This is a genomic window from Nitrosospira sp. NpAV (genome assembly GCF_000832065.1).
GTDB lineage: Bacteria > Pseudomonadota > Gammaproteobacteria > Burkholderiales > Nitrosomonadaceae > Nitrosospira.
Genome location: NZ_JXQM01000008.1, coordinates 103,806 through 128,900 on the forward strand (window position 1 = coordinate 103,806; position 25,095 = coordinate 128,900).

The 25,095-nt window shown below is 51.5% G+C and carries 17 protein-coding genes, 1 tRNA gene and 1 pseudogene; 10 read left to right on the forward strand and 9 right to left on the reverse strand.

The genetic code is table 11. The annotated features are described in order from the left end of the window. The first annotated feature begins 3 nt into the window (after positions 1-3). From SQ11_RS06340 to tnpA, 3 genes and pseudogenes are all read left to right on the forward strand, one after another. Entirely contained in the window at positions 4-1,674 is a 1,671-nt protein-coding gene (locus tag SQ11_RS06340; protein WP_232297915.1) for a dihydroxyacetone kinase subunit DhaK, read from the forward strand. A 1,096-nt stretch (positions 1,675-2,770) separates the two neighbouring features. After that, complete coding sequence (locus SQ11_RS06350) at positions 2,771-3,931, forward strand: HAF repeat-containing PEP-CTERM protein (protein WP_084226753.1); 1,161 nt, start codon at positions 2,771-2,773, stop codon at positions 3,929-3,931. A gap of 185 nt (positions 3,932-4,116) precedes the next feature. Next, positions 4,117-4,335 (forward strand): annotated as a pseudogene (gene tnpA / locus SQ11_RS06355) (IS200/IS605 family transposase); the annotation flags it as partial. Between the two features lie 137 nt (positions 4,336-4,472). Here the strand turns inward: tnpA and SQ11_RS17530 are convergent. The 6 genes from SQ11_RS17530 to SQ11_RS06380 all read right to left on the reverse strand — a co-directional run bounded on the left by SQ11_RS17530 (position 4,473) and on the right by SQ11_RS06380 (position 12,599). Then, on the reverse strand, positions 4,473-4,775 hold the full coding sequence (locus tag SQ11_RS17530) for a hypothetical protein (protein ID WP_198140810.1): 303 nt from the start codon (positions 4,773-4,775) through the stop codon (positions 4,473-4,475). Beyond that, complete coding sequence (locus SQ11_RS06360) at positions 4,741-6,306, reverse strand: PAS domain-containing sensor histidine kinase (protein WP_198140811.1); 1,566 nt, start codon at positions 6,304-6,306, stop codon at positions 4,741-4,743. Before SQ11_RS06360 ends, SQ11_RS17530 begins: the two co-directional genes overlap by 35 nt. A gap of 628 nt (positions 6,307-6,934) precedes the next feature. After that, entirely contained in the window at positions 6,935-9,286 is a 2,352-nt protein-coding gene (locus SQ11_RS06365; protein WP_084226754.1) for a TonB-dependent hemoglobin/transferrin/lactoferrin family receptor, read from the reverse strand. 36 nt (positions 9,287-9,322) lie between these two features. After that, positions 9,323-10,039, reverse strand: coding sequence for a PEP-CTERM sorting domain-containing protein (locus SQ11_RS06370; protein ID WP_052494032.1), 717 nt, complete (start codon positions 10,037-10,039; stop codon positions 9,323-9,325). Between the two features lie 807 nt (positions 10,040-10,846). Continuing rightward, on the reverse strand, positions 10,847-11,635 hold the full coding sequence (locus SQ11_RS06375; RefSeq protein WP_084226755.1) for a Crp/Fnr family transcriptional regulator: 789 nt from the start codon (positions 11,633-11,635) through the stop codon (positions 10,847-10,849). A gap of 310 nt (positions 11,636-11,945) precedes the next feature. Then, a complete protein-coding gene (locus tag SQ11_RS06380; protein WP_041513318.1) occupies positions 11,946-12,599 on the reverse strand; it encodes a glutathione S-transferase family protein in 654 nt (217 codons plus the stop codon). A 574-nt stretch (positions 12,600-13,173) separates the two neighbouring features. On the opposite strand from SQ11_RS06380, the gene SQ11_RS06385 reads away from it, so the two are divergent. The 3 genes from SQ11_RS06385 to SQ11_RS06395 all read left to right on the forward strand — a co-directional run bounded on the left by SQ11_RS06385 (position 13,174) and on the right by SQ11_RS06395 (position 17,944). Further along, positions 13,174-13,947: a hypothetical protein gene (locus SQ11_RS06385; RefSeq protein ID WP_041513319.1), complete on the forward strand. Its 774-nt coding sequence runs from the start codon at positions 13,174-13,176 to the stop codon at positions 13,945-13,947. 255 nt (positions 13,948-14,202) lie between these two features. After that, positions 14,203-15,441 (forward strand): hypothetical protein, encoded by a 1,239-nt coding sequence (locus SQ11_RS06390; RefSeq protein WP_041513320.1) that lies wholly within the window; start codon positions 14,203-14,205, stop codon positions 15,439-15,441. 466 nt (positions 15,442-15,907) lie between these two features. Continuing rightward, positions 15,908-17,944 (forward strand): AIPR family protein, encoded by a 2,037-nt coding sequence (locus tag SQ11_RS06395; RefSeq protein ID WP_041513321.1) that lies wholly within the window; start codon positions 15,908-15,910, stop codon positions 17,942-17,944. Positions 17,945-18,154: 210 nt separating this feature from the next. Here SQ11_RS06395 and SQ11_RS06400 read toward each other — a convergent pair. Then, positions 18,155-18,230, reverse strand: a tRNA-Met gene (locus tag SQ11_RS06400). 237 nt (positions 18,231-18,467) lie between these two features. On the opposite strand from SQ11_RS06400, the gene SQ11_RS06405 reads away from it, so the two are divergent. Beyond that, positions 18,468-19,637, forward strand: a complete 1,170-nt coding sequence (locus SQ11_RS06405; protein WP_041513468.1) for a UbiH/UbiF family hydroxylase — start codon at positions 18,468-18,470, stop codon at positions 19,635-19,637. Positions 19,638-19,875: 238 nt separating this feature from the next. Continuing rightward, positions 19,876-20,592: a DsbC family protein gene (locus SQ11_RS06410; RefSeq protein WP_041513322.1), complete on the forward strand. Its 717-nt coding sequence runs from the start codon at positions 19,876-19,878 to the stop codon at positions 20,590-20,592. A 46-nt stretch (positions 20,593-20,638) separates the two neighbouring features. Here SQ11_RS06410 and SQ11_RS06415 read toward each other — a convergent pair whose 3' ends face one another. After that, positions 20,639-21,832 (reverse strand): murein transglycosylase A, encoded by a 1,194-nt coding sequence (locus SQ11_RS06415; RefSeq protein WP_041513323.1) that lies wholly within the window; start codon positions 21,830-21,832, stop codon positions 20,639-20,641. A 38-nt stretch (positions 21,833-21,870) separates the two neighbouring features. Between SQ11_RS06415 and SQ11_RS18095 the strand changes: the two genes are divergently transcribed. Beyond that, positions 21,871-21,996 carry a hypothetical protein gene (locus SQ11_RS18095; RefSeq protein WP_269746028.1) on the forward strand — a complete coding sequence of 42 codons (126 nt, stop codon included), beginning with the start codon at positions 21,871-21,873 and terminating at the stop codon, positions 21,994-21,996. A gap of 103 nt (positions 21,997-22,099) precedes the next feature. Continuing rightward, entirely contained in the window at positions 22,100-23,443 is a 1,344-nt protein-coding gene (gene gdhA, locus SQ11_RS06420) for an NADP-specific glutamate dehydrogenase (RefSeq protein ID WP_041513324.1), read from the forward strand. A 209-nt stretch (positions 23,444-23,652) separates the two neighbouring features. Here gdhA and SQ11_RS06425 read toward each other — a convergent pair whose 3' ends face one another. Continuing rightward, positions 23,653-25,017, reverse strand: a complete 1,365-nt coding sequence (locus SQ11_RS06425) for an NAD-dependent succinate-semialdehyde dehydrogenase (RefSeq protein WP_041513325.1) — start codon at positions 25,015-25,017, stop codon at positions 23,653-23,655. Positions 25,018-25,095 lie beyond the last annotated feature (78 nt).

Genomic DNA, 25,095 nt, shown 5'->3' on the forward strand with positions numbered 1-25,095 from the left:
TGCATGCGCAGCTTTTTGATCCAGCAAAAATTCAGTCAGATAGGAGAAAACATGGCCCAGTTCATCAACACCAAAGAAAACATCGTCACCGAAGCAGTCGATGGTCTGGTCGCGGCGTCTGGCGGTAAGCTGGCGCGGCTCGACGGCTATCCGCACATACGGGTGGTCGTACGTAATGACTGGGACAAGTCCAGGGTCGCGTTGATCTCGGGAGGCGGATCGGGCCACGAACCGGCACATGCGGGTTTCGTCGGGGAAGGGATGCTGACGGCTGCGGTGTGCGGTGACATCTTCGCCTCGCCGACAGTCGACGCGGTACTGGCAGGCATCCTTGCCGTGACGGGATCGTCCGGCTGCTTGCTCATCGTCAAGAATTATACTGGGGACCGATTGAATTTCGGGCTGGCGGCCGAACGCGCTCGCCAGTTCGGCTTGAATGTCGAGCTAGTCATCGTCGCCGATGATGTGGCGTTGCCCGACTTGCCCCAAGCCCGCGGCGTCGCCGGCACGCTTTTTGTGCACAAGATAGCCGGCGCGTTGGCCGAGAATGGTGCCGACTTGGCGCACATCGCCGCGGCCGCGCGCAAGGTCGTGTCAAAGACAAAAAGCATCGGCATCTCGCTAAGCACCTGCACCATCCCAGGTTCGCCAAAGGAGGATCGCATTCCGCCCGGCATGGCCGAGCTTGGGCTTGGCATCCACGGTGAAGCCGGGGTTGAGCAGATCGAGTTCAAGGACGCGAGTAAAGCTGTCGCTACCATGGTCGAGCGCCTGTCAGCTGCAATGGAAGAAAAGCCGCATGTCGCTATGATCAACAATCTCGGCGGCACGTCGGTCATCGAGATGTCGATCATCCTCAACGAAATCCGGCGGTCAGCGATTGGCGAGCGAATAACCCACGTCATCGGGCCGGCGGCCATGATGACATCTCTCGACATGCATGGCTTCTCGATTTCAGCCTATCCTGCCGACGATGCCGAGATCGCCCTGCTCAAGCAGCATACGCCGCTGGCAGCATGGCCGCGGGTCTCCCGGCTAGGCCAGGTCTCGATTCAGGCACTTCCGGACGGCCTGACGCCTGTCGTTCCGATGCCCTCGATGCACAAGCCGACCAGGGAGTTCCTGACCAGTTGCTGCGAGGTTCTGATTGCCGCCGAGAACGACCTCAACGCGCTCGACGCGAAGTCAGGCGATGGCGACACCGGCAGCACGCTAGCCGGCGCGGCACGCGCCCTGATCAGTGCCGTGGACCGATTGCCACTTGCCGACCATACCCAGCTCTATCGAGCCATTGGCTTGGAGCTTTCCCAAACCATGGGAGGCTCGTGCGGTGTGCTCCTCGCGATCTTCTTCGCCGCAGCGGGCGACGCCGCCTCAAGCGGCTTGCCAATGCGCGAAGCGTTGCAGGCCGGGTTGCGGAGAATGCAGGAGATCGGCGGGGCACGTCCGGGTGACCGCACCATGGTCGATGCTCTTGCGCCAGCCCTTGATGTGCTGGATGAGAGCATGACCGAGGCAGCGAAAGCCGCGCGTGCGGGCGCCGATCGCAGCGCTCAAATGAGCAAGGCGAATGCGGGCCGCGCTTCCTATGTCAATGCCAAGCATTTGGTCGGTCACGCTGATCCAGGTGCTGAAGCGGTCGCGCGACTGTTTGAGCACTTGGCCTTATTATAGATTGTAAGCACCTGTTGAATCGCCCTGATTTTTGAGCTGGATAATTATCCCGCGATCACAAAGAAAATTGCCTCTCCCCTTTTGCTATTTTTACCCATGATAACGTCTTTTATCAATAATAACGCGATGCGTTAGCTGGAGGGTCGTTCACTGCCTTCATGCGCGATAGCTGCGTTCTCCCCGCCGGTTTGACTGCCGGTTCTCTGATCTAGCGTCCCGTGAATATGCTTTCTCTGCCGAAATAATAGTGAGGTGGTGCTGTGGGAGAAATTCTCACGCGCTCGTTTCCTCTTTCAGATTTGCACTTCATGCATGAGGAATATGACGATACAACATGGATGGTGCCACGTTCAAACGCCGGGCTGAAGATGCATAAGGAGAAACGCCACTCCGGTCTCCAAAGTGGGGAGGATACGGCGCGGTTCTTGCGGAATCTGTTCGAATACCCTGGGCGCGTTGAGACCCGATTAGCAGTCTGGTTGCAAATGCTGCCTTGGCGGCTTTCTTTATCTAAATAACTATTATTGCCAACCCTAAATGACGCCAATGAATGGTAGATGTAAGGATGTTAGTGTGCGTACGAAAATGGTTCGTAACGTATTGACAAGAAATTGAGTCCTCTTTTATCTATATTACTGTTTTTATTGGGACATTGTTATCAAAATTATTTATGCTTTAGTCAAGAATAACTTGAAAACAGCTATTCGGAAGGAGTATGATTTTTTCGTCCCCCTTGAATTTTTCTTATTCACCCGGCACCGATTAAAAAAAATCAACACTTCATCAGCCCATTTATTTAGCCTCGGGACTTATTTTTTTTCCCATCCTGTATTGGAAGAAGGATAAATGGACAATTTGCCGCTACGTTTTTGGAAGGGCTCTTGGCGTACTGGCTGTACATTAACTAATCCTCCGCGCTGAACCCATTATCGGGCTTTCTTGACGGCGAGGAAGAGGAGCCCGTTGATCAGCGGAAAAAACAGCAGCAGGGCCCAGCAAGAATGCGCTGAAACGAATATTCAATTTCAACATATTCACGAGAATCGCCAGTAATTGTGAATTGACCTGCCTCCACCCCTCTTCATAGCACTCTCTTATGAAAACGACCCGTCTCGTGGGAACCAGCAGTTTAATCCTTGCGATAGCCCTTGGCGTTAGCGTTGCATCGCCGGCTTTATCCCAGACTTTGGGTAATGCCCCCATCATCATAAATCCTGACGGCACGACGAGGTTTCTTGATACGCTGCGCGGATACTCCTCCTTCGCTTCCGACATAAACGATTCCGGACAAGTGGTGGGAGAAAGTGAACTCCCCAGTGGTTCTGACCCTGCTTACATTTCTGACCATGCTTTCACAACAGGTCCCAACGGGATCGGGATAACTGATCTTGGCACGCTGCGTGGAGATTATAGCTACGCTCGGGGCATCAACAATTCCGGACAAATAGTGGGCGGCAGTAGCTTCACCCCAGACGCCAGTTTATATACTCATGCCTTCATTATCAGGTCCAACAAAACAGGAATGAGCGACCTTGGCATGCTGGGTGGGGATTCTAGCGCAGCTCAGGCCATTAACGCTTCCGGACAGGTAGTGGGAGGCAGTGGTGTGGTTCCAGGTAATGGATATGGTCACGCCTTCATAACGGGTCCCAACGGCATGGGGATGAGGGATTTGGGCACCCTGGGAGGATCCTACAGCAACGCCGCCAGCGTCAACGATTCCGGGCAAGTGGTGGGAGAAAGTGATCTGCCAGATGGTTCTTACCATGCCTTCATCACGGGTCCAGACGGGAAGGGTATGAACGACCTTGGCACGCTGGGCGGACGGGAAAGCCATGCCTACGACATCAACAATTCGGGACAGGTCGTAGGGTTTTCCACAACTATCGATGGATCTACCCATGCCTTCGTCACCGGACCCAATGGTAGGGGGATGACGGATCTTGGCACGCTCGGCGGGGATTACAGCGTAGCTCATGGGATCAATGATGCCGGAGCAGTCGTAGGATGGAGTGAAACCTCAAATAATTCCATCCATGCCTTCATAACGAGTCCCGGCAGTATGGGATTGACCGATCTTTATTTCATTACGGACCCCCATGCGAACGCCGCTTATGGAATCAATAACAAGGGACAAGTAATTGCACTAACCGATAGAGCAATTCCCCAAGTTCCCGAACCGGAAGCCTATATCTTGATGCTGGCTGGATTGGGACTGATCGTTTGCATGGGACGCCGCAAAAAGCAGTTTGCTTAGTGCTTATATGCCAGGTGGTTCCAACCTCATCAATGAGCGTTTGTTTGTGGCCACGCCTTCATTACCGGTCCCAACGACACAGGAATGAGAAATCTTGGCGCGCCAGATGGAATTGTCGGCCATGCTTTCGGTTAACGCACGGCCCTTCAAAATCATCAAAGAGTCACCGCCCGAGCATGACATCCTCGCCAAGCGAGATCATGAGACGAATCAAGGGTCGCACATTGAGCAAGCTGTTTGAAGAGTTTGCGCACCTGAAGAAGAGATATTGGGGGAAGTATTTTTGGGCGAGAGGATATTTTTGTGCCACGGTAGGGCAAATGACGGAAGATATGATCAAGCAGTATTTGGAGCATCATTTTGAGCCGAAGTCGGACGATGATTTCAAAATGGAATCCGATTAAGACGCACCGTTCAGCTGACGCGTATCTGGACTTTCAGTCCGTAACCCCAACCCACCAGCTTATCCTGTCAATGGTTCCCTAAGGAGAGGGGTAGAACGCCGTTGACGGATGACTAAGCTGCCATTCGCGGAGTTTGGCTATTCCCGACATGCGATACGGTTTCTGTATGAATTTAAAATCTTCCGTGCTGCTATTTCCCTTTGTCGGGCCGATGCGGCATAGCCCGAAACCAAGACCACTTTAATATTGGGATTGAGGCTGCACGCATCTCGGGCTTGGTCAATGTCGCTCATCCCCGGCATCATGATACCGCTGAAAAGCACATCGACATCCGGTCCCATGCTGCGAAACAGCTCGATGGCGACGTTGAAAGCCTCCGACTGATCGTCGACTCCCAGCGCTTTTTCACTGCCCTTCGGACTTCGACGCCAATTCTTCATTCGCGTCGCCTTCCTGTGCGGGCAGAAAAAGGGAAATAGCTGTGCCCTTCCCCACTTCCGTTTCAATAATCAGCTCACCGCCGAATTGCTTGATTGTGCCGTACACTTGGCTCAATCCCATGCCGGTACCTTTGCCAACCTCTTTCGTGGTATAGAAAGGCTCTGTTGCCCTCTTGGCCACGTCAGGCGGCATACCCGTACCAGTGTCCCTGATGGTGACTTTCGCATAGCATCCTGCAGGCAATCCATCGATATTGTTCTGGTACACCTCGACTTTTTCAGTGCTCAGCGTGATGGTTCCCCCCTCGGGCATGGCATCACGCGCATTCACCACCAAGTTTAATAATGCGGCCTCAAATTTCGAGGCATCGACCATGGCGGGCGGCAATCGCGGGTCGAGTTTAATGTCAAAGATCACCGAGCCTGTCTGAGCTTGGTGAAGTACCACTTCAAAAGAATTTATGATGTGATTTAGGTTGTATTTATCCTGCTTTAACGGCTGTTTGCGGGCAAACGTCAATAACTGCCTCGTTAAGTCCGCACCCTGTGTGGTGGCACGCTCCATGCCTTCAAGAATCTTGGCAGAGGTGGGCGTTTGTATTTCCTGGGCTAGAATTCCAATGCCACTTATGATGACACTAAGCAGGTTATTAAAGTCATGGGCGATGCCCCCGGTCAACTGGCCGATTGCTTCCAGTTTCTGGGATTGAAACAAGGCTTCCTGGGCGCGCCGTAGATTCTCCGCTGCCTGACGCTTTTCCGTGATATCACGCGTGATTTTGGCATAGGCGATCAATTCACCGAGCTCGTTTTTAATTGGATCGATTATCACATGCGCCCAGAACCTGGATCCGTCCTTGCGAATGCGCCAGCCTTCTCCCTCAAAGCGGCCTTCCGTCGACGCAATCTTTAATGCGGTCATGGGCAATCCGGTATTCCTGTCCTCCTCTGTATAAAACCGGGAAAAATGTGTGCCCACGACGTCGTCACGAGAAAAGCCTTTAATGCGCTGCGCACCGGTATTCCAGTTGGTGATTATGCCATCGGACGACAACATGTAGATCGCATAGTCGGTTACGCTTTGGACCAGTAATCGGAACTGCTCTTCGCTGCCATGCAGGGCCTCGGCTGCCTGCTTACGTTCCGTAATATCGCGGGTGATCTTAGCAAAACCTAGCAGCGTACCCTCCTGATCCCTAATCGGGTCAATGACGACGCTCGCCCAGAAACGACTACCATCCTTGCGCACGCGCCAGCCTTCATCTTCAAACTTGCCTTCTTCAAGCGCGATTTGCAGCGCCCGGAATGGAAGATTGCTTGCTCTGTCTTCTTCCGTATAAAACCGGGAGAAATGCTGCCCGAGGATCTCGTCGGCCGTATAACCCTTGAACCGCTGGGCGCCTGCGTTCCAGCTGTTGACAAAGCCTTCCGGGCTCAGGATGTAGAGGGCATAATCCTTCACGCTATCGATGAACAGCCGGAAACGCGCGGCGTCGATGGATGACGTGACGGGAGGAGAAGAAGGCTGCATCGCGTTATCCTGCGTGTATGAAATAAAACTCTGCCAATAAAACAACGTTCCGTACAAGGTATTATCTGCCATCACTATCGGATGCGGTAAAAATTTGTACGGAACCCGGAGTGCAGTTATGGCAACTTGGTAATTGCCCCCTCCGCTTGTAGCATTAGTGCGGCGCCGGCAACACTTTGACGGCACACTCCTAACATGTTGCCCCCGTAGCGGGAGGGCTATCGCAGCCCAAATTGGAGAGACGTTCCGGTTACGCCTTCGTTCACCGGGCTTGCAGTAAGGAGGGCGGAGCCGGGTAGCTCCGCGTTATTGCTGAAGCCGTGCAAAAAAAATCCTGACCGGATACGTCATTCTTTGCCGTCAGCGCTAATGCAGGATAGGTAATTTGCCGCTATGGCAGGAATACGTGCGGGGGAGTCCGTCTGCGTCCATTCCTGTCTCGCAGGCCATGTCGAACGCCGACGAACATCGACGCTGTCGGATGCCCGGTGAAGGGCAGGCATATGAGTACGCTGGGAATGGCCATTTGCGTTGCGGAACCGGAATGACGCGGTCTGTTAGAACCACAAAGCTGTTACTAACAGCCACACCGAGGGTATACCGTTTTGGTCCGTGGAATTTCCATAATCTAGAATTGATAACTTAAGCTCGCGGAGAAGTTGCGACCGGGCCGCGTATAGCGATCAGGTCCGCCGATCGAATCTGCCGTGTGTATATCTCTAACCGGCACATCTGCCCATTGCCAGTATTTCTCGTCCAGCAGATTGAATATCCCTACGGACAGCCTGCCGGTTCGCGCGAATTTCCAATGAGCGAGCAGATCCACCACAGCATAACCTGGCGGCAATAACAGACGTTCCACCCCCCTTGATTCATGGGCGGTTTTGCGCATCGCGGCAGTTACCAGTGATTCAATGCGTAATGATCCTCGTTCATAGGACAAGCCAAGCACGCCAGTCGCCGGATTGACTTGAATAATCGGAAGCCCGGTTTCCAGATCGCGTCCCTTTGTCCAGGCGAAGCTGGCCCGCAAACGCCAGCCCGGGTAAAGCTGCTGGTCCAGTCTGCCTTCAAAGCCATAGATGCGGACCTTTGGCAGGTTACGAGACTGGAATGTTTGCAATCCCGGCACACAGAGAGGATCGCCCGGACAGACAAGTGGGCGCGAAGAGTCGATAAAATCCTCATACCGGTTATCGTAGGCGGTAAAAGATACGGTGCCCCTATCGCTGCTATGACGTAACGATAGTTCGACACCACGCACGACTTCAGGCTTGAGATTGGGGTTGGCGACCGCTGTGTACGCTGCGCCTAAATTGGTAAAACCGATATTCACATCATTGTATGGAGGAGGCCGGAAACCTTGTGAATATTGGGCAACAAACGATAAGCCATAACCCATGTGCAGGATGCCGGAAAGCTTGGGTGAAAATGCGCTCAGCCTGACATCCGCTGTGTCCACGCCAGGATTGCGCTGTATGAAGAGTGCGTCGGGCTTGGGGTTGAGGAAATAATTGTCGTAGCGCAGGCCGGCGATAATAGTGATCCGGTCAGACAACCACCATTCATCCTGAAAAAATGCTGCCAGCTGGGTGGCGCTTGATGGAGGAAAATCACGCGTCGGCAGCAAATCCGGACCAATCTGTTTGGATTGTGTGCCGAGCGTGAGATTACTTTCCATGCCGTCACGTTCCTGCTTTGTATCCGTTCGAAAGGCCTCACCTCCCCAGGTCAGGCTGTGGGCGCCCCACATTTCAAATATCGATTCGTTTTGCAGCTTCGCGCCGGTAAGCTCTTGCTTGAAATCGAATAAGCGCTCAACCCGAAGACTCTGGGTACCGTTGGCGAATCGCAGCAGGCGGTCATCAAACGTATGCTGACCGGTTCTGCTTGTTTGTTGGTAGAGTTTAAGATTGATCGTGCCCAGCGGTGTATTCGCTATGCGCTGGTCGAGTGAAATACGATTGCGCTCATAGGTATCTTTTGCCGTGATTCCTACCGTCAGGCCTCTTGGAAGCGATAAGATATCGGTGTCCACAATGCGTTCGAAACCTTCTGCGGCAAAGGTCGCCCTGTAGCTGGCAAACGGTGTGAAGACAAGCTTGGCGAGTCCATTCATGGTGTCGATCTCCTGGGGATTTGGTTTCGTGCGATTGATGCCGGCACCCCCCACCGTCCCCATGTTGGCGGTTTCGTGACCGTTGCGCTGGACTCCTCGCAGCATCAGTTTGAGATACTCATTTCCAGCGGCAACGGTGCCGATAAGCCCCAGCGACCCGTCCACGCTCTGGTAGATGGTTTCAGGACTCACAGCAAACGAGCGGCCTTTAAGGAAGTCTTCCGGTTCAGGCGAGCGATAAGAGACGACCCCGCCCAACCCCTCTGACCCTTGCAATGCAGAACCGGCCCCCCGCTGGATTTCAACACCAGAAAGCATGCCGACATCGACCATGTTGCGGCCGGCATTCGAAAAACCACCAATAACAAAGTTATCCGGCTGGCGGATGCCATCCATCTGGATCAATATGCGATTGCCATCCAATCCACGGATGTTGAAGCCGCTTATGCCGAACCGGGACGGATTGTTGCCAACAGAAATGCCTGGCTCATAGCGGATCAGATCCTTGATGGACGTGACCATCTGCTCCTTGATCGTTTCGGCAGAAATGACGTTTAGCGTGACGGGCACGTTTTTCATATCCCGCTCCGCTCGAGGAGCGGATACCGAGATCGTGCGGAGCACATTCCCGGTATCGCCTGCCTCTCCTGGTAGTGAATCAGCACACGGAGCCCCCGAGACCGGTTGGGAACCGGTCTCGGGGGTGGATTTCGGGGGTACGGGAACGACTGGACTTTGAGATTCACGTCCCCCGCATGGAGAAGAAGTAGAGCCCGGCTGAATAGTCGTCTCGGCGTATGCTGCACACGCAAGCATCAGTAACGCAGCCGCCAGAAGGCGAACTTTACATTCGTGTAGCATCTGGCTGGGCCGCACGCAATCACTCTTTGCTATGCCTTAGGCGCTTTTCGGGGTATTCCGTCGCCGAACAATGGTGCCCATCAAGCCAAGTCCGGCTAGCAGCATGGCCCATTCGCCGGGCTCCGGTATGGGAGCGGCGATATCCACGGCAACCTGCGCGAAGCTCTGGTGTGGGCCGGTGCTTTGCAGATCGATGTGGAAATTAGTGGGCGCTGTATCCAGTGTCCACACCGCGAGATATTGATTCAGCTCGACCGGACCCATGGAGCTGGAAAACGCTGGGTCGGTATAAGTTATGGCACCGCTGGTTGGCGCTACACCATTCAGCTGAATGGTGCTGTAATCCATTGCGGTGCCCCAGGTCTCGAACTGCAACGCCACGGTAACGGGGCCGCTGAACGCGACAGAAGGAGTGATATCGAGATCAAATATCTCGGTACCGGAGAAGCTGTACAGATTCCCCGAGCTTGCGGCAAAGGTGCCGACATTCCAGGTGAATGTGCTGCTGCTCACGCCAGATGAGCCATAAACCGTGGAATATGGCGTACCGGGCGTACCGCCCAGAAAATTGTCCCACTCCGCATACGCAGTGCCCGTGTCGCCGCGTGTCCAACCGCCCCATGCAGCAGTGGCGTCATCAGGCTTGTCGAAACCAAAACCCGCAGCATAAGGATCAGGCCCGTTGGCGATATCGGCAAGGGCCGGGCCCGCAAGCAGCAGACCGGCAATTAAACTTATCGTTTTCAATTTCACGTTAAAACCCTCCAAGTATGAATGAATTAAATATGCCTACGCTCGTTGCGTAACCCGGCACATACCTGCAACATATCGATGCGGTACATAACCGAGCGCGCACTTGCGTCTTTTATTGAGCTGGCTTAAATCGTGAGGATTGGCTGGCTGGATGATTCTGAAGTCTCTCTTTCAAAAGACTTCATGGGCAGCTGGCGGGTCAGATGAGAATATCCGACCGCTGGCGGGAAACCGATATAGCGATTTACTCGTCTGTTTCAGTCACCTAAGCAGGTGACTTGAATGAGCGAGGAAACTACGCGATACGAATTTGCATTTTATGTAAATGAGAATTATTGTCAATAAGACTAGTCAGAAAGAACTAATATTTTCGAGGATTGGACGTTAAGCTTAACTTGAAGGATGAAGTTATTCCGCTCATATGATTATCCGGGTCATGAGCGCCGGGGCTACCCTGCTTTTGTTCATTACTTTGGATCATTGTTTGAAGCTACAAACCTCCTTATGACAAATATCTAATATTTTCTCCAAAAACTTGAAATGCGTTAGGTGATTTCTATCGACTATTTTGGATTCTTATCCCAATTTATTGGAATTAAGAACCAGAGATGAGCGCATGGTACGTTGTAAAATTAAAAACCTCTATACGGAAGCAAACATATGAAATCACGAGTTCTTCTGTATAGAATCCCAATATGGGTAGTGGAATAGAGTTGCCGGAATCATTATTTGGCATAACCGCAAGCTATGGTGGCAGAGGCAACCCTGGCGGGTTCTGATTTTCATGCACCCCATAAATTCCTTCCATTATCCGCTTTCGTTCCCGTAGATGGGCTTCGGGTTTTTATTGATTGGAATGACATTGGCTACATAACGGTCTTCTGTCTCAGGCTTGTTCGACAACAAACGATGGTATTCTTTTTTAAGTCCTGCGTAAGCCTCGCTCACGCGGTCTTCCATCAGTTCCCGATTTACCACCGTTATATGCCCGCGTCTATATGTAATTGCCCCCTCCGCTTGTAGCGTTAGCGCGGCTGTCGTCACGCTCTCGCGGCGCACTCCTAACATATTACCCACCAATTCATGTGTCATGGGAAATGAACTGCCCGATGACCGGTCTTCGGTCATCAATAAGAACCGGCACAATTGGTTCATGATAGTTTGACGGTGGTCAACCGCGGACTGTTCTGTTTGAAGGAGCAAAGCCTGGGTAAAACTCAACAGCAGCCGCTGCAAGGTCCCTCCCGGCTTGAGCTCCTTCTTCAGAATGTTCGCTTTAATACGATAAGCATAACCCGGGCTTTGTACTATGACCGTAGCAGGAGTACTATCGCAACCCAACAAGAGAGACGTTCCGGTTACGCCTTCCTTGCCAATCATGGAAACCTGCCTCCAGAGACCGGATTCAAGTTGATATATCCGGGCAACAATGCAGCTCGTGGGAAAATAAACATAGCTAATTGTAATATTAGGTTCGTATATGACTTCCCCTACCGATAAATCCATCAATTCAAGAAATGGCAATATGCGGGTGTATTCATGGACAGGTAAAGCTGAAATGATCTGATTCTGTTTTGCGCTATGCAATATGGACACGGCGGTCTCCTCATCACGAATGGCTAGTCAAATAGAGATAATCTGGGGATCCGCGGATACTCCCGATTTTTTTTCTGCTACCAACAACAATGACACCGCTCCGGACACAGCGAAATTGCGAAGGAATAAATATACGCGGAGACACCACTCGATTCTGTTCGCTATCCCACGTACATCTTCGCTTGCATTAATATCTGCAATGCCCGCTCCGATGTACCTCTGGCCAGCAGCCAATACTGTTGAGCTAGAGTCAGGACGTCATAAACTGAACGAAAGAATTCGGATGACGATTTCGAGCCCAGGACCTCAGTCAACCGGTCGGTGGCTTGCCGGTGTAAACTGCCAATTGAGCGTCGAAAGCCCGCTTGTAGGAGGGCCGAGATTCGCCGCGGGCGACATAGGCGGCCAGGTTCGGATATTCGTCCAGAATGCCCGATGACTTCAACCTGAGCAGCACCGACACCATCATCAGGTCGCCCGCGCTGAACGCACCATCGAGCCAGTCGGCATCACCCAGACGAGTGGAAAGCTGGGCCAGCCGATTTCTGATGCGCTCCTCGACTAAAGGCAAGCGTGCCTTATTCCAAGGCTTGTCGCCCTCAAGCAACTTTGCGGTTCCGAGTTCAAGGATCGGCGGCTCTATCGTATTGACCGCGGCAAACATCCAGGTGATCGCGCGCGCCCGGGCATTGGCATCGACCGGAAGCAGGCCCGCATGGCGCTCTGCGATGTGAAACACGATCGCCCCGGTCTCGAACAGGGCGAGATCGCCTTCCTCATAAGTCGGAATCTGGCCGAAAGGATGAAGCGCCAGATGCGCGGGTTCCTTCATCGCACGGAACGAAACAAGGCGAACCTCGTAAGGCTGGCCCACTTCTTCAAGCGCCCAGCGCACGCGCGTATCACGCGCCAGCCCCTTGCCGCCATCGGGCGACCGTTCAAAGGCGGTAATGGTGATGGTCATCGTGAGGCTCCTCCTGGCGAAAATCATCGGCTGCGGGGCTGGCAAGCTGCCAAGGCAAATGCAACGACATTGAAGACGATCCCGCTTCGTGTCCAGTTTATCCGCATGGCAGACCTTTGCAAACTCATCTTTCAGAGACCCATGATGGGGCTAGCCATAACTCCAACTCGTGCTGCTGCGCTCGCTGGGCGCGCGCCCAAACGTGACTATACCGCCATCGAAACATCCATCAGCGAGCCGCCTTAGAAGCGATCGACATGGCTCCATAGGCAACAACGCATCATGCGCAAAACAGATGCGCAGAACAGTTATTTTTTATTTTTTATCCCTGCTCTGCGCACTCGTCAGTTTCGGCAGGAATCCTTCCTCTTTCATCCGTTGAGTAGTACCAACGCACCGTTTCGTTCTTGAACAACTCGAGAAATCGGCTTGACTATAAAAGGAACACTGCTATGAATAAGTGCAGATAGCGGGTTTAAGTGATGCTCATTTTTCTTGTTCATGCGGTTTAGCTTCCAAACAGTAATTACCCGGCTCAATCTGCACCATGCTCAACCAATAGGAGGTGACTATCATGAAACAGCTACACGTGATCGGAGTCTTGTCCGTTTTGGCGGTTCTATGGGGAGGCCTAAGCTCTATCGAACTTATTCCATCCTCTCGGGCAGAGACGGTGAAGCCTACGAAGACAATCAAAACCGAGTATCAATATGCTGCAAAAGTCGTCTGTTCGCTATTGTTGCCACACCAGGATGGAACTTTGGCGAGGGGCACCTACCGCACGACTGTCAATATACACAACCCCACCAACAAGCAAATCACTGTTGCCGCCAAAGTAGCGCTTGCCACCCCGTTTGGCTCGGAACCAGGTCCCTTTGGCGTTACGCCATTCAAGGAAGCCGTTCTCCAACCGGATGGAGCGGTGGGCGTAAGCTGCTTCGACGTCGCCGGCTACTTTTGCCCGATCGACGGAGTTTGTGTGGATTTCGCGTTCCTGGAAGGATTTCTGGTTATAAAAAGTCCTGTGCCTTTGGATGTTGTCGGGGTATATACGGCCCGGCACACGGATGGAGACGTGGAGTCCATCGACGTCGAAACGGTACAGCCCAAGCAAGTTCCTGAGACGGTTAAGGTGGGGTCAACCGAGTCCACGAAACCGGGCGGCGGGAAGCGTGTCGATTATCCGCCCAAAGGAAGCCCTGCGTACGGCGATAAGGAACCTAAACAAATGTGTGGCGGAATAGCCGGGTTTCCCTGTCCCGCCGGCAAGACTTGCGTGGATGATCCTTCAGATAATTGCGATCCCACCCGGGGTGGTGCCGACTGCAGCGGTATCTGTGTGAAATAATAGCGCACGGATGCGGGAAAGTTTTTGCAAGGGGACGCGACATCCATGGCGGGTCTTGCGCGACAGCAATGAAGCCGCTGACTGCGGGCGGGGAAATATGCGATGGGTGTGGCGTCCCGCAATCTGGGAATCAAATTTGAATTCCGGGTTTGCGATGCCAGTTTGCCAGCCTAGGCATGCACATGTCGTGTATGTTCATTGCAGTGCCTGATCACCAATGTTTTCAAATCAAATAGAGCGAATAGAGGAAAAATTTTGCGCATTAGTAAACTAGCCATTTCTGAGAACGAGAATACTGCGCGACTCAGCGCAACTGTTTCCCACGAAGCACTGGAAAAGTCCGAGCAAGATATTTACTTTGAAGTGGGCATTCAGCACAAAAACTATTTGCGTGCATTTTATGAACCTTTCATTTTAGCGTGCTTTCCGGCAGCACTTCTTCACGGTGAGAAACGAATATCGGTTGAGGGAGCTGCATGCCCAGAACTCATTAGCAATATCAAATCAGCAATGCTGCTTCAGAAACGCTGGTGGAAAGACAAAAATACACTCCCCATTATTGAATACAAAAACAATCGCATCTTGGATTTAGCCCCCCACGGCACGGCAGGCTTTATGTCGGGGGGCGTTGACTCGCTATCCAGCTATTGCAGAAACATCTCCTTGTACACATTAAAAGACCCGAGGCGAATACGGCATGCGATATTTGTTTATGGCCTGGATGTTGGCGATCCCAACAAGATGGAAAGAAAGGATATTTTTGAAGAAGGCAAAAATAAATTGGTTTCTTTTTTAGAAAGGAATGGATGCGAATTAATTCCCGTTTATACAAACGCCCGAAACATTGAGCCGGATTGGCGCTTCTATGAAGAGAGGCATTTTGGTGCGCTCTTAAGCGGCATCGCCCATGCTCTAAGTGGAAAATTCAGCCATTGCCAGTTGGCACTGGATTCTCGGGCCGATTTTGCCGATGAGTGGGGCTCTCATCCATGGCTAAATAATTATGTATCCAGTTCGGGGTTGGTTATTAATTCGACCATGGATGCCTATTCGAGGCTGGAAAGATATTCTTTTCTAGCCCAAAAACCTGAATCTTTAGAGACCCTTCGGGTTTGCTATATGATGAACAACATACCAACGGGTGAAATCAATTGTGGCAAATGTTCAAAATGCACCAGAACAAAAGTTGAATTACTTTCGCACGGCCTATTAAATGACGCCAAGACTTTTTCAGACAAATCCATATCCCCAGACTTGCTTCGTGGCCTAATAGTTAGGCATCCCCACGAAGTAGAATATGTTGGAGAGCCTATAAAACGCTTAAGGGAGATTGGCGAAAATGAAATTGCGGATCATCTAGAGGAACAGATTAAGAAATATAATTCTGGCCCAAATATTAAAGATCGAACAATCAATCTTCTGAAAAGTTTTGATGCAAAATTTCTGAATGGTTTTTTAAAAACAACCCTTAATAGAAGAGAAAAAAACCCGTGATATTTTGATTGCCTAGGTTCTAATTTTTGAATTGATTATTATCGTCCAATTTTATTTTCCCCATTGTTTTCTTGGCAATCAATCAAACAGGGGCTAGTTTTTTGAAATTACCAGAAAGCCAACCCTCGTCTGGCCTATCTCTATCTCCCATCCCGCCTAGCAACTACAGCAGAACCGGGCGAAATATTCCCGACGCTTCAAGATTTGCCCCCCAGCGTCATCCCGGAAAAGAAAAAAGGATCAGCCTGTAAGCTGACCCTTGATTTTGGTAGCGAATCCCAGATTCGAACTGGGGACCAACGGATTATGATTCCGAAAGCCACCTGAGAACAGCTTAGATAACAAAGGCTGAATTGATAGGCGCTGTAAACAAATAGGCACGAACATATACTTTGTACGCTAGAATTTCAATTTATTTGCCATAACTAAATTCTTTTCTAATGTTTCTGTGCGCCGGAGAAATACGTTGGCAAAAAATGACAAAATCTTGCTGGATGCGATCATTGACGATAGGGTTGAATTGCAAGTTCCGTCGGACAAACGCGACGAGGCATTTGAATATCTCGCCTTCCAGCAGATATTAAAGGACTATGATCTTTCTCAAGATGAAACCGAATCGGGATGGATCGATGGGCATAAGGATGGGGGCATTGATGGCTTCTTTATATTCGTTAACGGGCATCTATTACAGTATCCAGAATCGTTCATGTGGCCCCGCACTGGATCAGAGCTTCATGTTTCTATTATCACTTGCAAGCATCACGATACATTCAAGCAGTCAACGCTAGACAAACTTGTTGCAAGCTTGACGGAATTACTCGACTTCGAAGTCGACAATAACGAGCTGAAAGGGGGATATTCTGAATCCGTAATCAAACTTAGGAATAATCTTAGGTTGGCTTATAGAAAGCTCTCCCCAAGAATGAGCAAATTTACAGCGGATTTTTGCTATGCGTCTCGCGGGAACACTTCAGAGATTGGCGATGAAGTACGATCAAGAGCTGAACAAATAAAAAGCATAGCATCGGACTGTTTTAGTACATGCGTTCCGCAATTTACGTTTCTCGGGAGCAAGGAACTGGTTGAGCTTCATCGAAGAATGCGAAACTATTCTCTGGAGCTACCTTTTATTGAGGTGCTCTCAAGAGGTGAAAGATATGTTCTCTTGGCTAGACTAGCAGATTACTATTTGTTCACATCGGAGGAAGGCAGACTCAGAAGGTATCTCTTCGAATCAAACGTACGAGATTTCATGGGCTTAAATCGAGTCAACGAAGACATAAAGGCAACACTGCATGATATAAATTCTCCAGATTTTTGGTGGCTTAATAATGGAATCACTATCCTAGCTACCTCTGCAAGCGTTGTTGGAAAATCTATTCAAATCGAAGATATTCAAATCGTCAACGGGCTTCAAACAACCGAATCAATCTTTCGGCATTTTACCCAAGGAGGAAGTGATCCAGAAGATCGGTCTGTCTTGGTAAAGATAATTGTTTCACGAGAGGAGACTGTGCGAGACGCCATTATCCGTGCAACGAATAATCAAACGGATGTCGAGCTTGCTTCGCTTCATGCTACTGACAAAATACAGCGGGACATCGAAGACATCCTCTTACGAAAAGGACTGTTCTACGAGAGAAGAAAGAATCACTATACAAATCTTGGGCATACATCACGCGAGGTCATCACACCTCTTTATCTCGCCTCTGGTTATGTGAGTTTGCTTCTCAAGCAACCCCACAAAGCGGCTGTACTGAAATCAAAATTTATGCGTTCGCAAGAAGCGTATAAACTCGTCTTTTCAGATACTGCGCCTATTGATGTGTGGCCAAAAATCGCCACCGTATTAAAAAAGACTGACGAACTGCTTGAAAAACTGCGGCCTACTAAAAAGATAACTGAAGGGTTTCTTAAGGGGTGGCGGCATATTATTTGTTTTTTCACTATTTCAAGGCTTCTTGGACGATTTGATTTTCTGCATGAACATCTCATAGCCTTGGATACTGAGAGCGCTTTCGAAAAGGAGTTACTGGAAAGCTGGAAATACATTCACAACTTTGGTGAGAAAAACATCGGTAGAAATATTTGGTCAAAAAAAGGAAATATTGTCGCGTTGTGTGTAGCCGGGGGATCGCATTTCGGCATAAATGGAATCGAGCGAGTCCAGGCATCGCAGGATTTTGGCTATGGAGCAACTGAGGCCGATAAATTCAAAAAATCTATTCGAACCATTAAAGCTAGAGTAGACATGGACTTCGCTTTGAAAGTCAAAGATCTGTTACCTCCACAACCTTGGAAGCCGGGCCTACACAAGCTCATCTCAACATCACTGTGCTGTAGCAACAGCGAGTATTTTTCAGCGGTCGAGTTACTAATTCACGAAGGCTTAGTGAATCGTCAAGTTGATGGGGTGGTATATGATCCCTCTGGAGATGTTTTGTGTTTCGATCCTGAACGGGTGGAGCCCAAAACAATGAAGTTGCTTGAAAATAAGCGTTAGTCGAAGTCTATGAAGTTATCAAACAGCCCTGGTAAGTCTGAGTTTGGTTATAGCTGAGTCCGCCAGTCATTAGAAGGCCACTAACAATTTCGACGGAAAAATTAATATACAAGAGGGGGGTATAATTTATCCGGAAAGTTATCCCTGCGTTACCCCAAAACCCCAAAAACTAAAAAAGGGATCAGTCAATAGACTAATCCCTTGATCTATTGGTAGCGAATCCCAGATTCGAACTGGGGACCAACGGATTATGATTCCGCTGCTCTAACCACTGAGCTAATTCGCCACATTGTAAGCGCCCAAGGGGATGGCATTGTGCCTTCAGAGACACGCTCTGTCAAGATTTACAAGGGCTTGCATGAGGCTTACATAAGGCTTGAGGAAAGCCGGAAAGGTTCTAAATGACTGATTCCAGCGTGTCTCCGGATTTAACCCCATGAAAGAACCTGTATTACTTATCCGTTCAAATTCCGGGAAGTTGCATACCTTGGCCCAGCGGCTTAAAGCGGCTTATAATGTCCTCATGAATTTCGATGTCGTGATTGTTGGCGGCGGACTGGTTGGGGCAAGCCTGGCACTTGCGCTCACGGATAGCGGTCTCAAAATTGCACTGGTGGAGTCGCGTCCACCGACGCCTCTTCCCGTTGACGATAGCTGGGACAGCAGAGTTTATGCAATAAGTCCTGGGAGCGCCAAATTTCTGCAAGCCTTTGGCGTGTGGCAAGCGCTCAAGGAAGACCGGATTACGCCGGTTTATAAAATGGCGGTATTCGGTGATGATAGCGCCGCACGTCTTGATTTCAGCGCCTATGATATCGGATTGACGGAGTTGGCTTTCATCGTGGAGAATCGCCAGCTCCAGACTGCGGTGTGGAATGCGCTCAAACGCCAGAAAAAACACGTCAAGATCTTCTGCCCTGCGGAATGCGCTTCGATAACCTGGAACGAGTCTCACGCCGATTTACATCTGGCGGACGGCAATGTGCTGCAAGCGGCATTGATTGTTGGCGCGGACGGCCTGAATTCCTGGGTACGGGAACAAGCAGAAATCGGGGTCGTGCGGCATTCCTATCAACAAATTGGGGTGGTGGCCAATTTCAACGCGGAACAAAGCCATCGCAATGTTGCCCACCAATGGTTCCGGCGGGATGGCGTGCTGGCGCTGCTGCCATTACCGGAGACGCGGGTATCCATGGTATGGTCGGCAAATGAAGAACGGGCTCGCGCGTTGCTCGATTTATCCGAAACGGAATTGTGCCAGCAGGTTACCCAGGCCTCTTGCCGCGCGCTAGGTGAACTGCGGCTTATTACACGGCCTGCCGCTTTTCCGCTGAATTTCGTGCACGTGAAGAAACTGGTGCAACCGCGGCTCGCTCTCATCGGTGATGCCGCCCACGGCATACATCCCCTAGCGGGACAAGGTGTTAATCTGGGATTGCGTGATGCGCGCGAACTGGCCGCGACGATGATTGCGCGCGGACTGGAACCAGATTGTGGCGATTATTTGTTGCTGCGCCGCTACGAGCGTGCACGCAAGGAAGACATCCTCGCAATGGAACTTGCCACCGATGGTCTGCAGAGATTATTCAACAACACTAACCCGACGCTGGTTCGCTGGCGTAACTTGGGACTGGAAATCACCAACCGGCTACCCCTGCTGAAAGACCGATTGATGCAGCATGCGTTGAGTTGACGCGAGATGAAGGCGCAGCAGATGGCGACACAGCTTTGCCGCTGGGAGTGCATTAGCCTAGCCTATGAACGCCGGTCAAGCAGCGAAATGGCCCAAGCCGACGGCCAGTATACTCGCGCAGGCCGACAGAGAGTTGCCTAGTGAATTATCGGGTTGAAGCTGAACCGGCAAATTGCAGAATCTGACGAATGCACGGCCAAACGCCGTAATATCTACCTGAACCGGAGTAACCCACTTTATGCGTTTGAATCTCATTTTCCCCGCCTTATTGCTATGTCTACTATCGGGTTCGGCTTTTGCCGATGAAACCGCCGTAAAAAAGGCGCTCATGGCACATTTCCCCGGCGAGAAGATTGAAAGTGTGAAAAAAACCCCTTATCTCGGATTATATGAGGTTGTGGTCGGAGGCGAGTTACTCTATACCGACGAAAAAGCGGCCTACTTCTTCCTCGGTCATGTGGTTGATCCCCAAACCCGGCAGAGTCTGACCAGCGAACGCCTGCAGGAAATAAAGGATGCCCGGCGGATAAGCATCGATTCCCTCCCGCTTGAGCATGCGATTAAGGCGGTCAAGGGCAATGGTAAGCGCAAGCTGGTAGTTTTTTCCGATCCAAATTGCCCTTATTGCAAGCGTCTGGAGAAGGAACTGATCAAGGTTACCGATGTGACCATTTACACGCTGCTTTATCCGGTACTTAACGGTTCGTTACCCACCGCCACGGCGATATGGTGTTCTACTGACCGGCTCAAGGCGTGGGATGACTTCATGCTGAAAGGTACCGCTCCGACCGGAAAGAACTGTGAAACGCCCATCGACACGCTTCTTCAGGTTGGCCGGAAAAATGGGATAAATGGTACCCCGACGTTGATTTTTGCCGACGGCTCGGTTATACCGGGAATGATAACCACCGAGGCCATAGAAAAGAAATTAGGCGGGGGAGCAGCCGCAAAATAACAAGCATACGGGTTTGGCGGCAACCCGGTGGAGAGGTCAACGCATTCTAACGGGCCTGGGCTTGCGGTTCATAACCGGCGGGCATTAATACCCACATCCTGCCGCTCTGCCTCATCTTCCCCGCCTGGTCCCCGGCCTCTGGACCAAAGCCCCAGAAGAAATCGGCACGTACGCTTCCCTTGATGGCGCCGCCGGTATCCTGCGCCACCATTAGCCGATGAAGCCTCTTATCGGTATTCGGCCAAGTCGTGGCAAGAAACACTGGCGCCCCCTGCGGTACCGCGCGGGGGTCGATAGCGAGACTTCTGCCTGCGGTCAGGGGCACACCGAGCGAACCGAGAGGCCCTGGCACCCCGGCGGGCAGTTCCCGAAAAAAAACAAAGCTCGAATTCTGCTGCAACAACTCATTCAATCTGCCCGGATTTTTCTGACCCCATGTCTTGATTCCCTGCATGGAGGCCTTTTCCAGCGGCAACTCCCCACGCTCCACCAGCAACCGTCCAACGGATCTATAGGGATGGCCATTTTGCTCCGAATACCCGACACGCACGATCTCTCCATTTTCAAGCGCCACCCGACCCGATCCCTGGATCTGCAGGAAAAATAAATCAATCGCGTCATCCACCCATAAAAGTTCTTTCCCCTGCAGCGATGCCGGGTTTCTTTCTATTTCAGAACGGCTGTAATACGGCACCACTTTGCGTCCTTGCACACGTCCGCGCAGCCGCATACTCTTGAGTTCGGGATAAATCTCGCCTAAATCGATCACGAGAAGCTCATCGGGCGTGGTATAAAGTGGAAAGCGGTAACGCTTCGACTGTTTACGGCTACCTTTCAACAAGGGTTCATAGTAGCCGGTGATTAAGCCATCACCGCTACCGTCGGAATTCAAGACTTGATGCGGAACGAAACGGCTCTCGAAGAATTGCCGTAGGGCGGCGCTATCCTGTCCCCGCATGGTAGCGGCCTGAAGACAGGTTTCCTGCCATAGCGGCTGATTTTTGAGGACGGCGCAGCTTTGAAGGAATGCATCCCATGCGGGTAGAATATCGTCATCGGTCCAACCCGTCAGCGCGTCCCAATCCGCCGGCTTGAGCACGGCCACAGGGACGGGCGCAACTGGCGGAACTGTGGATGCCGCCGGTTTTTCCGGAACGACAGCAGGGCTTTTGGGCACGGTCGTACAGGCATTGAGCAATAGCAACCAAGCGACGGCGAGAAAACTTAATTGGTTTTTCATTGAATTTTGGTTAAAGTTGCATTTGACAAATATACATCATGCCAGACCCTATGTGGATACTACTGCTGGAAGCGGGCGTAGCGTTATCGCTACTGATTCTCATCGTCTGGTGGACGAGGCCGCGGAAAAAAGATGACGATAAAAAAGATGACGAGCCGGGTTGATGCAGGCGGGTAATGCAATGCGATTCAGAAAGTAGTTTGGCGAAGTATGCATTTTGATAGAATGGTTTTGTATTTTGTATAAAGGGATAAGGGGAGAGTCAAAATGAAATACCAAAGCTTTCAGGAATTCTGCGCCTATATAGCCGACCATAATCCAGGTCAGCCCGAATATCTGCAAGCGGTTGCCGAGGTCATGGAAAGCCTGTGGCCTTTTATCACCGAGCACCCCCGTTATGCCGAACACGGCCTTCTGGATCGCCTTATAGAGCCGGAGCGAATAATCATTTTCCGGGTCGCCTGGGTGGATGATCACGGAGAGGTGAATGTCAACCGCGGTTATAGAATACAGCACAGTTCTTCCATCGGCCCTTACAAGGGGGGCACGCGCTTTCATCCTTCAGTAAATCTTTCCATCCTCAAATTTCTGGCATTCGAACAAACGTTCAAGAACGCGCTGACCACGCTGCCGATGGGTGGTGGCAAGGGCGGCGCGAATTTCGACCCCAAAGGCCGCAGTCCGGGAGAGATCATGCGTTTCTGTCAGGCTTATATGACTGAATTGTTTCGCCATATCGGCTCCGACACGGATGTGCCAGCCGGCGATATTGGGGTTGGGGGGCGGGAAGTGGGTTTCATGGCGGGCATGATGAAAAAGCTGTCCAACCGCGCCGATTCCGTTTTCACTGGCAAGGGTCTGAGTTTCGGCGGATCCCTGATACGCCCGGAAGCAACAGGTTACGGTACCGTATATTTTGCCGAAGAAATGCTCAAGCAATCCGGCCGCTCGCTCGACGGCTTACGGGTTTCCGTCTCGGGCTCGGGGAATGTCGCACAATATGCCGTGGAAAAAGCAATGGCGCTCGGGGCCAAGGTAATAACCGTATCCGATTCCAGCGGCACGGTGGTTGATGAAGAAGGATTCACCACTGAAAAACTGAATGAGTTGATGGAATGTAAAAATCATCGCTACGCCCGAATCAGCAGCTACGCCGAATGCACGAAAGCCACTTTTATCCCCGGCGTGCGTCCGTGGCATGTACCGGTCGATGTGGCCCTGCCATGCGCCACCCAGAATGAGTTGAACGAGGAGGATGCGGCTAATCTGATCAAGAATGGTGTGATCTGTGTCGCCGAGGGCGCCAACATGCCTTCCACGGCGGAGGCCGTAAAACGCTTCGAGCACAGCAAAGTGCTATTTGCCCCCGGTAAGGCCAGTAACGCCGGCGGGGTGGCGACGTCCGGTCTGGAAATGAGTCAGAACGCCATGCGCCTTTCCTGGCCTCGCGAGGAGGTGGATGCCCGGTTGCTCGAGATCATGCAGGCCATCCACAGATCCTGCCTTAAATACGGTCAACGCAAAGACGGCAGCATCAGTTATGTGGATGGCGCCAATGTGGCTGGCTTCGTAAAAGTGGCCGACGCGATGATTGGTCAGGGAGTCGTCTAGCCCGGATATTTCACTGGATGCGGCCTTAAAATTATCGTAAACAGCATGAATAATGGCACTGGATGAATGAGGCAGTGAATTCAGTTTGTACCACCGACCTTCGTGGGTGCCTCGCAACCCGAAAACTTATTCAGAAATTCTCGGATCTGACAAAAAGCCACGATGCCGTCCTCCGCACACTGGAGCAGGTGGGCGGCTCCACTGAAGCTTTATCGTATCCAGACTGTTTTGATATTAGCAAATTCGCGAATGCCATGGTACGACAGCTCCCTGCCAAAACCGGAAGCCTTGGTACCGCCAAAGGGCAGGCGGGGATCAGATCGAACCATGCCATTGATAAAAGTGCAACCCGCCTGAATTTGCCGCGCGACTTTCTCCGCTTGTCCGGTATCACGGCTCCAGACGCTGGAACCAAGACCGAAACGGGTATCGTTGGCAATTTGAACAGCCTCTTCTTCATCCGTTGCGCGTATCACGGCGGCGACCGGCCCGAATAATTCTTCGTGATACGCCCGGGTTTTCGCCGTTACTCCGTCAAGTATCGATGGCGGGTAGAATGCTCCATCTCCCGATATCGGCTCGCATCCGAGAATTGCTTGTGCACCTTGCGCGATCGAATCGGTTACCTGTTCATGCAACGCCTCCCGCAAATCAAGCCGCGCCATTGGGCCCATTTGTGTTGCTTCGTCCAGCGGATCACCCACTTTCAACTCCGCCGTTTTCTTAATGAACAGCGATAAAAATTCGTCGGCGATTTCCGCAACGGGAATAATGCGTTTGGCTGCAATGCACGATTGGCCACAGTTCTGAAACCTCGACTTCACCGCGATATTGGCGGCCTGTTCCAGATCGGCATCTTTCAATATAATGAACGCATCCGAGCCGCCTAGTTCTAATACACATTTCTTCAAATGCTGCCCCGCGTGCGCGGCAACTTTACGCCCGGCGGTCTCCGAGCCGGTGAGCGTCACCGCATGAACGTAATGACTGGCGATGGCCTCACCCACATCGGCAGCCTCGATCATGAGCGTGGTAATAAGATGCGGAGCGAATCCTGCATCGCGAAACAATTGCTCCAGCACTAACGCGCATTGCGGCACGTTGGAAGCATGTTTCAGGACGCACGCGTTACCCGCCATCAGTGCGGGCGCCGCAAAGCGGATAACCTGAAAGAACGGAAAATTCCAAGGCATTACACCCAGGACGACACCCAACGGATCATAGGAAACATAGCTCTTTCCGGCATCGGTTCGAACCATTTCGGCTTGCATGAAATGTTCGGCATGGACCGCATAATAATCACACGCAAGCGCACATTTTTCGACTTCTGCGCGACCTTCGCGCAGGGGCTTTCCCATTTCTACAGCCATTAGTCCGGCATATTCGTCAGCCCTCTGGTGTAGCAGCATGGCAGCGCGATTCATATGCTCCGCGCGTTCGGCAAATGTTGTGTGTGCCGAAAGTTGCTGAGCGTTGTATGCCTGCTCCAGAATTGACGCGAGATGATGGCTGTCCCAGCTGGTATAAGTTTTCAAGGTTTTATTGGTCGCGGGGTTTAGGCTGATATACGGCATGATGTGCTATTCTTTAAATGAGATATCAAAGTTAAAGGATGGTCAGCAGTCAAAAAAAACCAACCGCTGTCCGTTCGA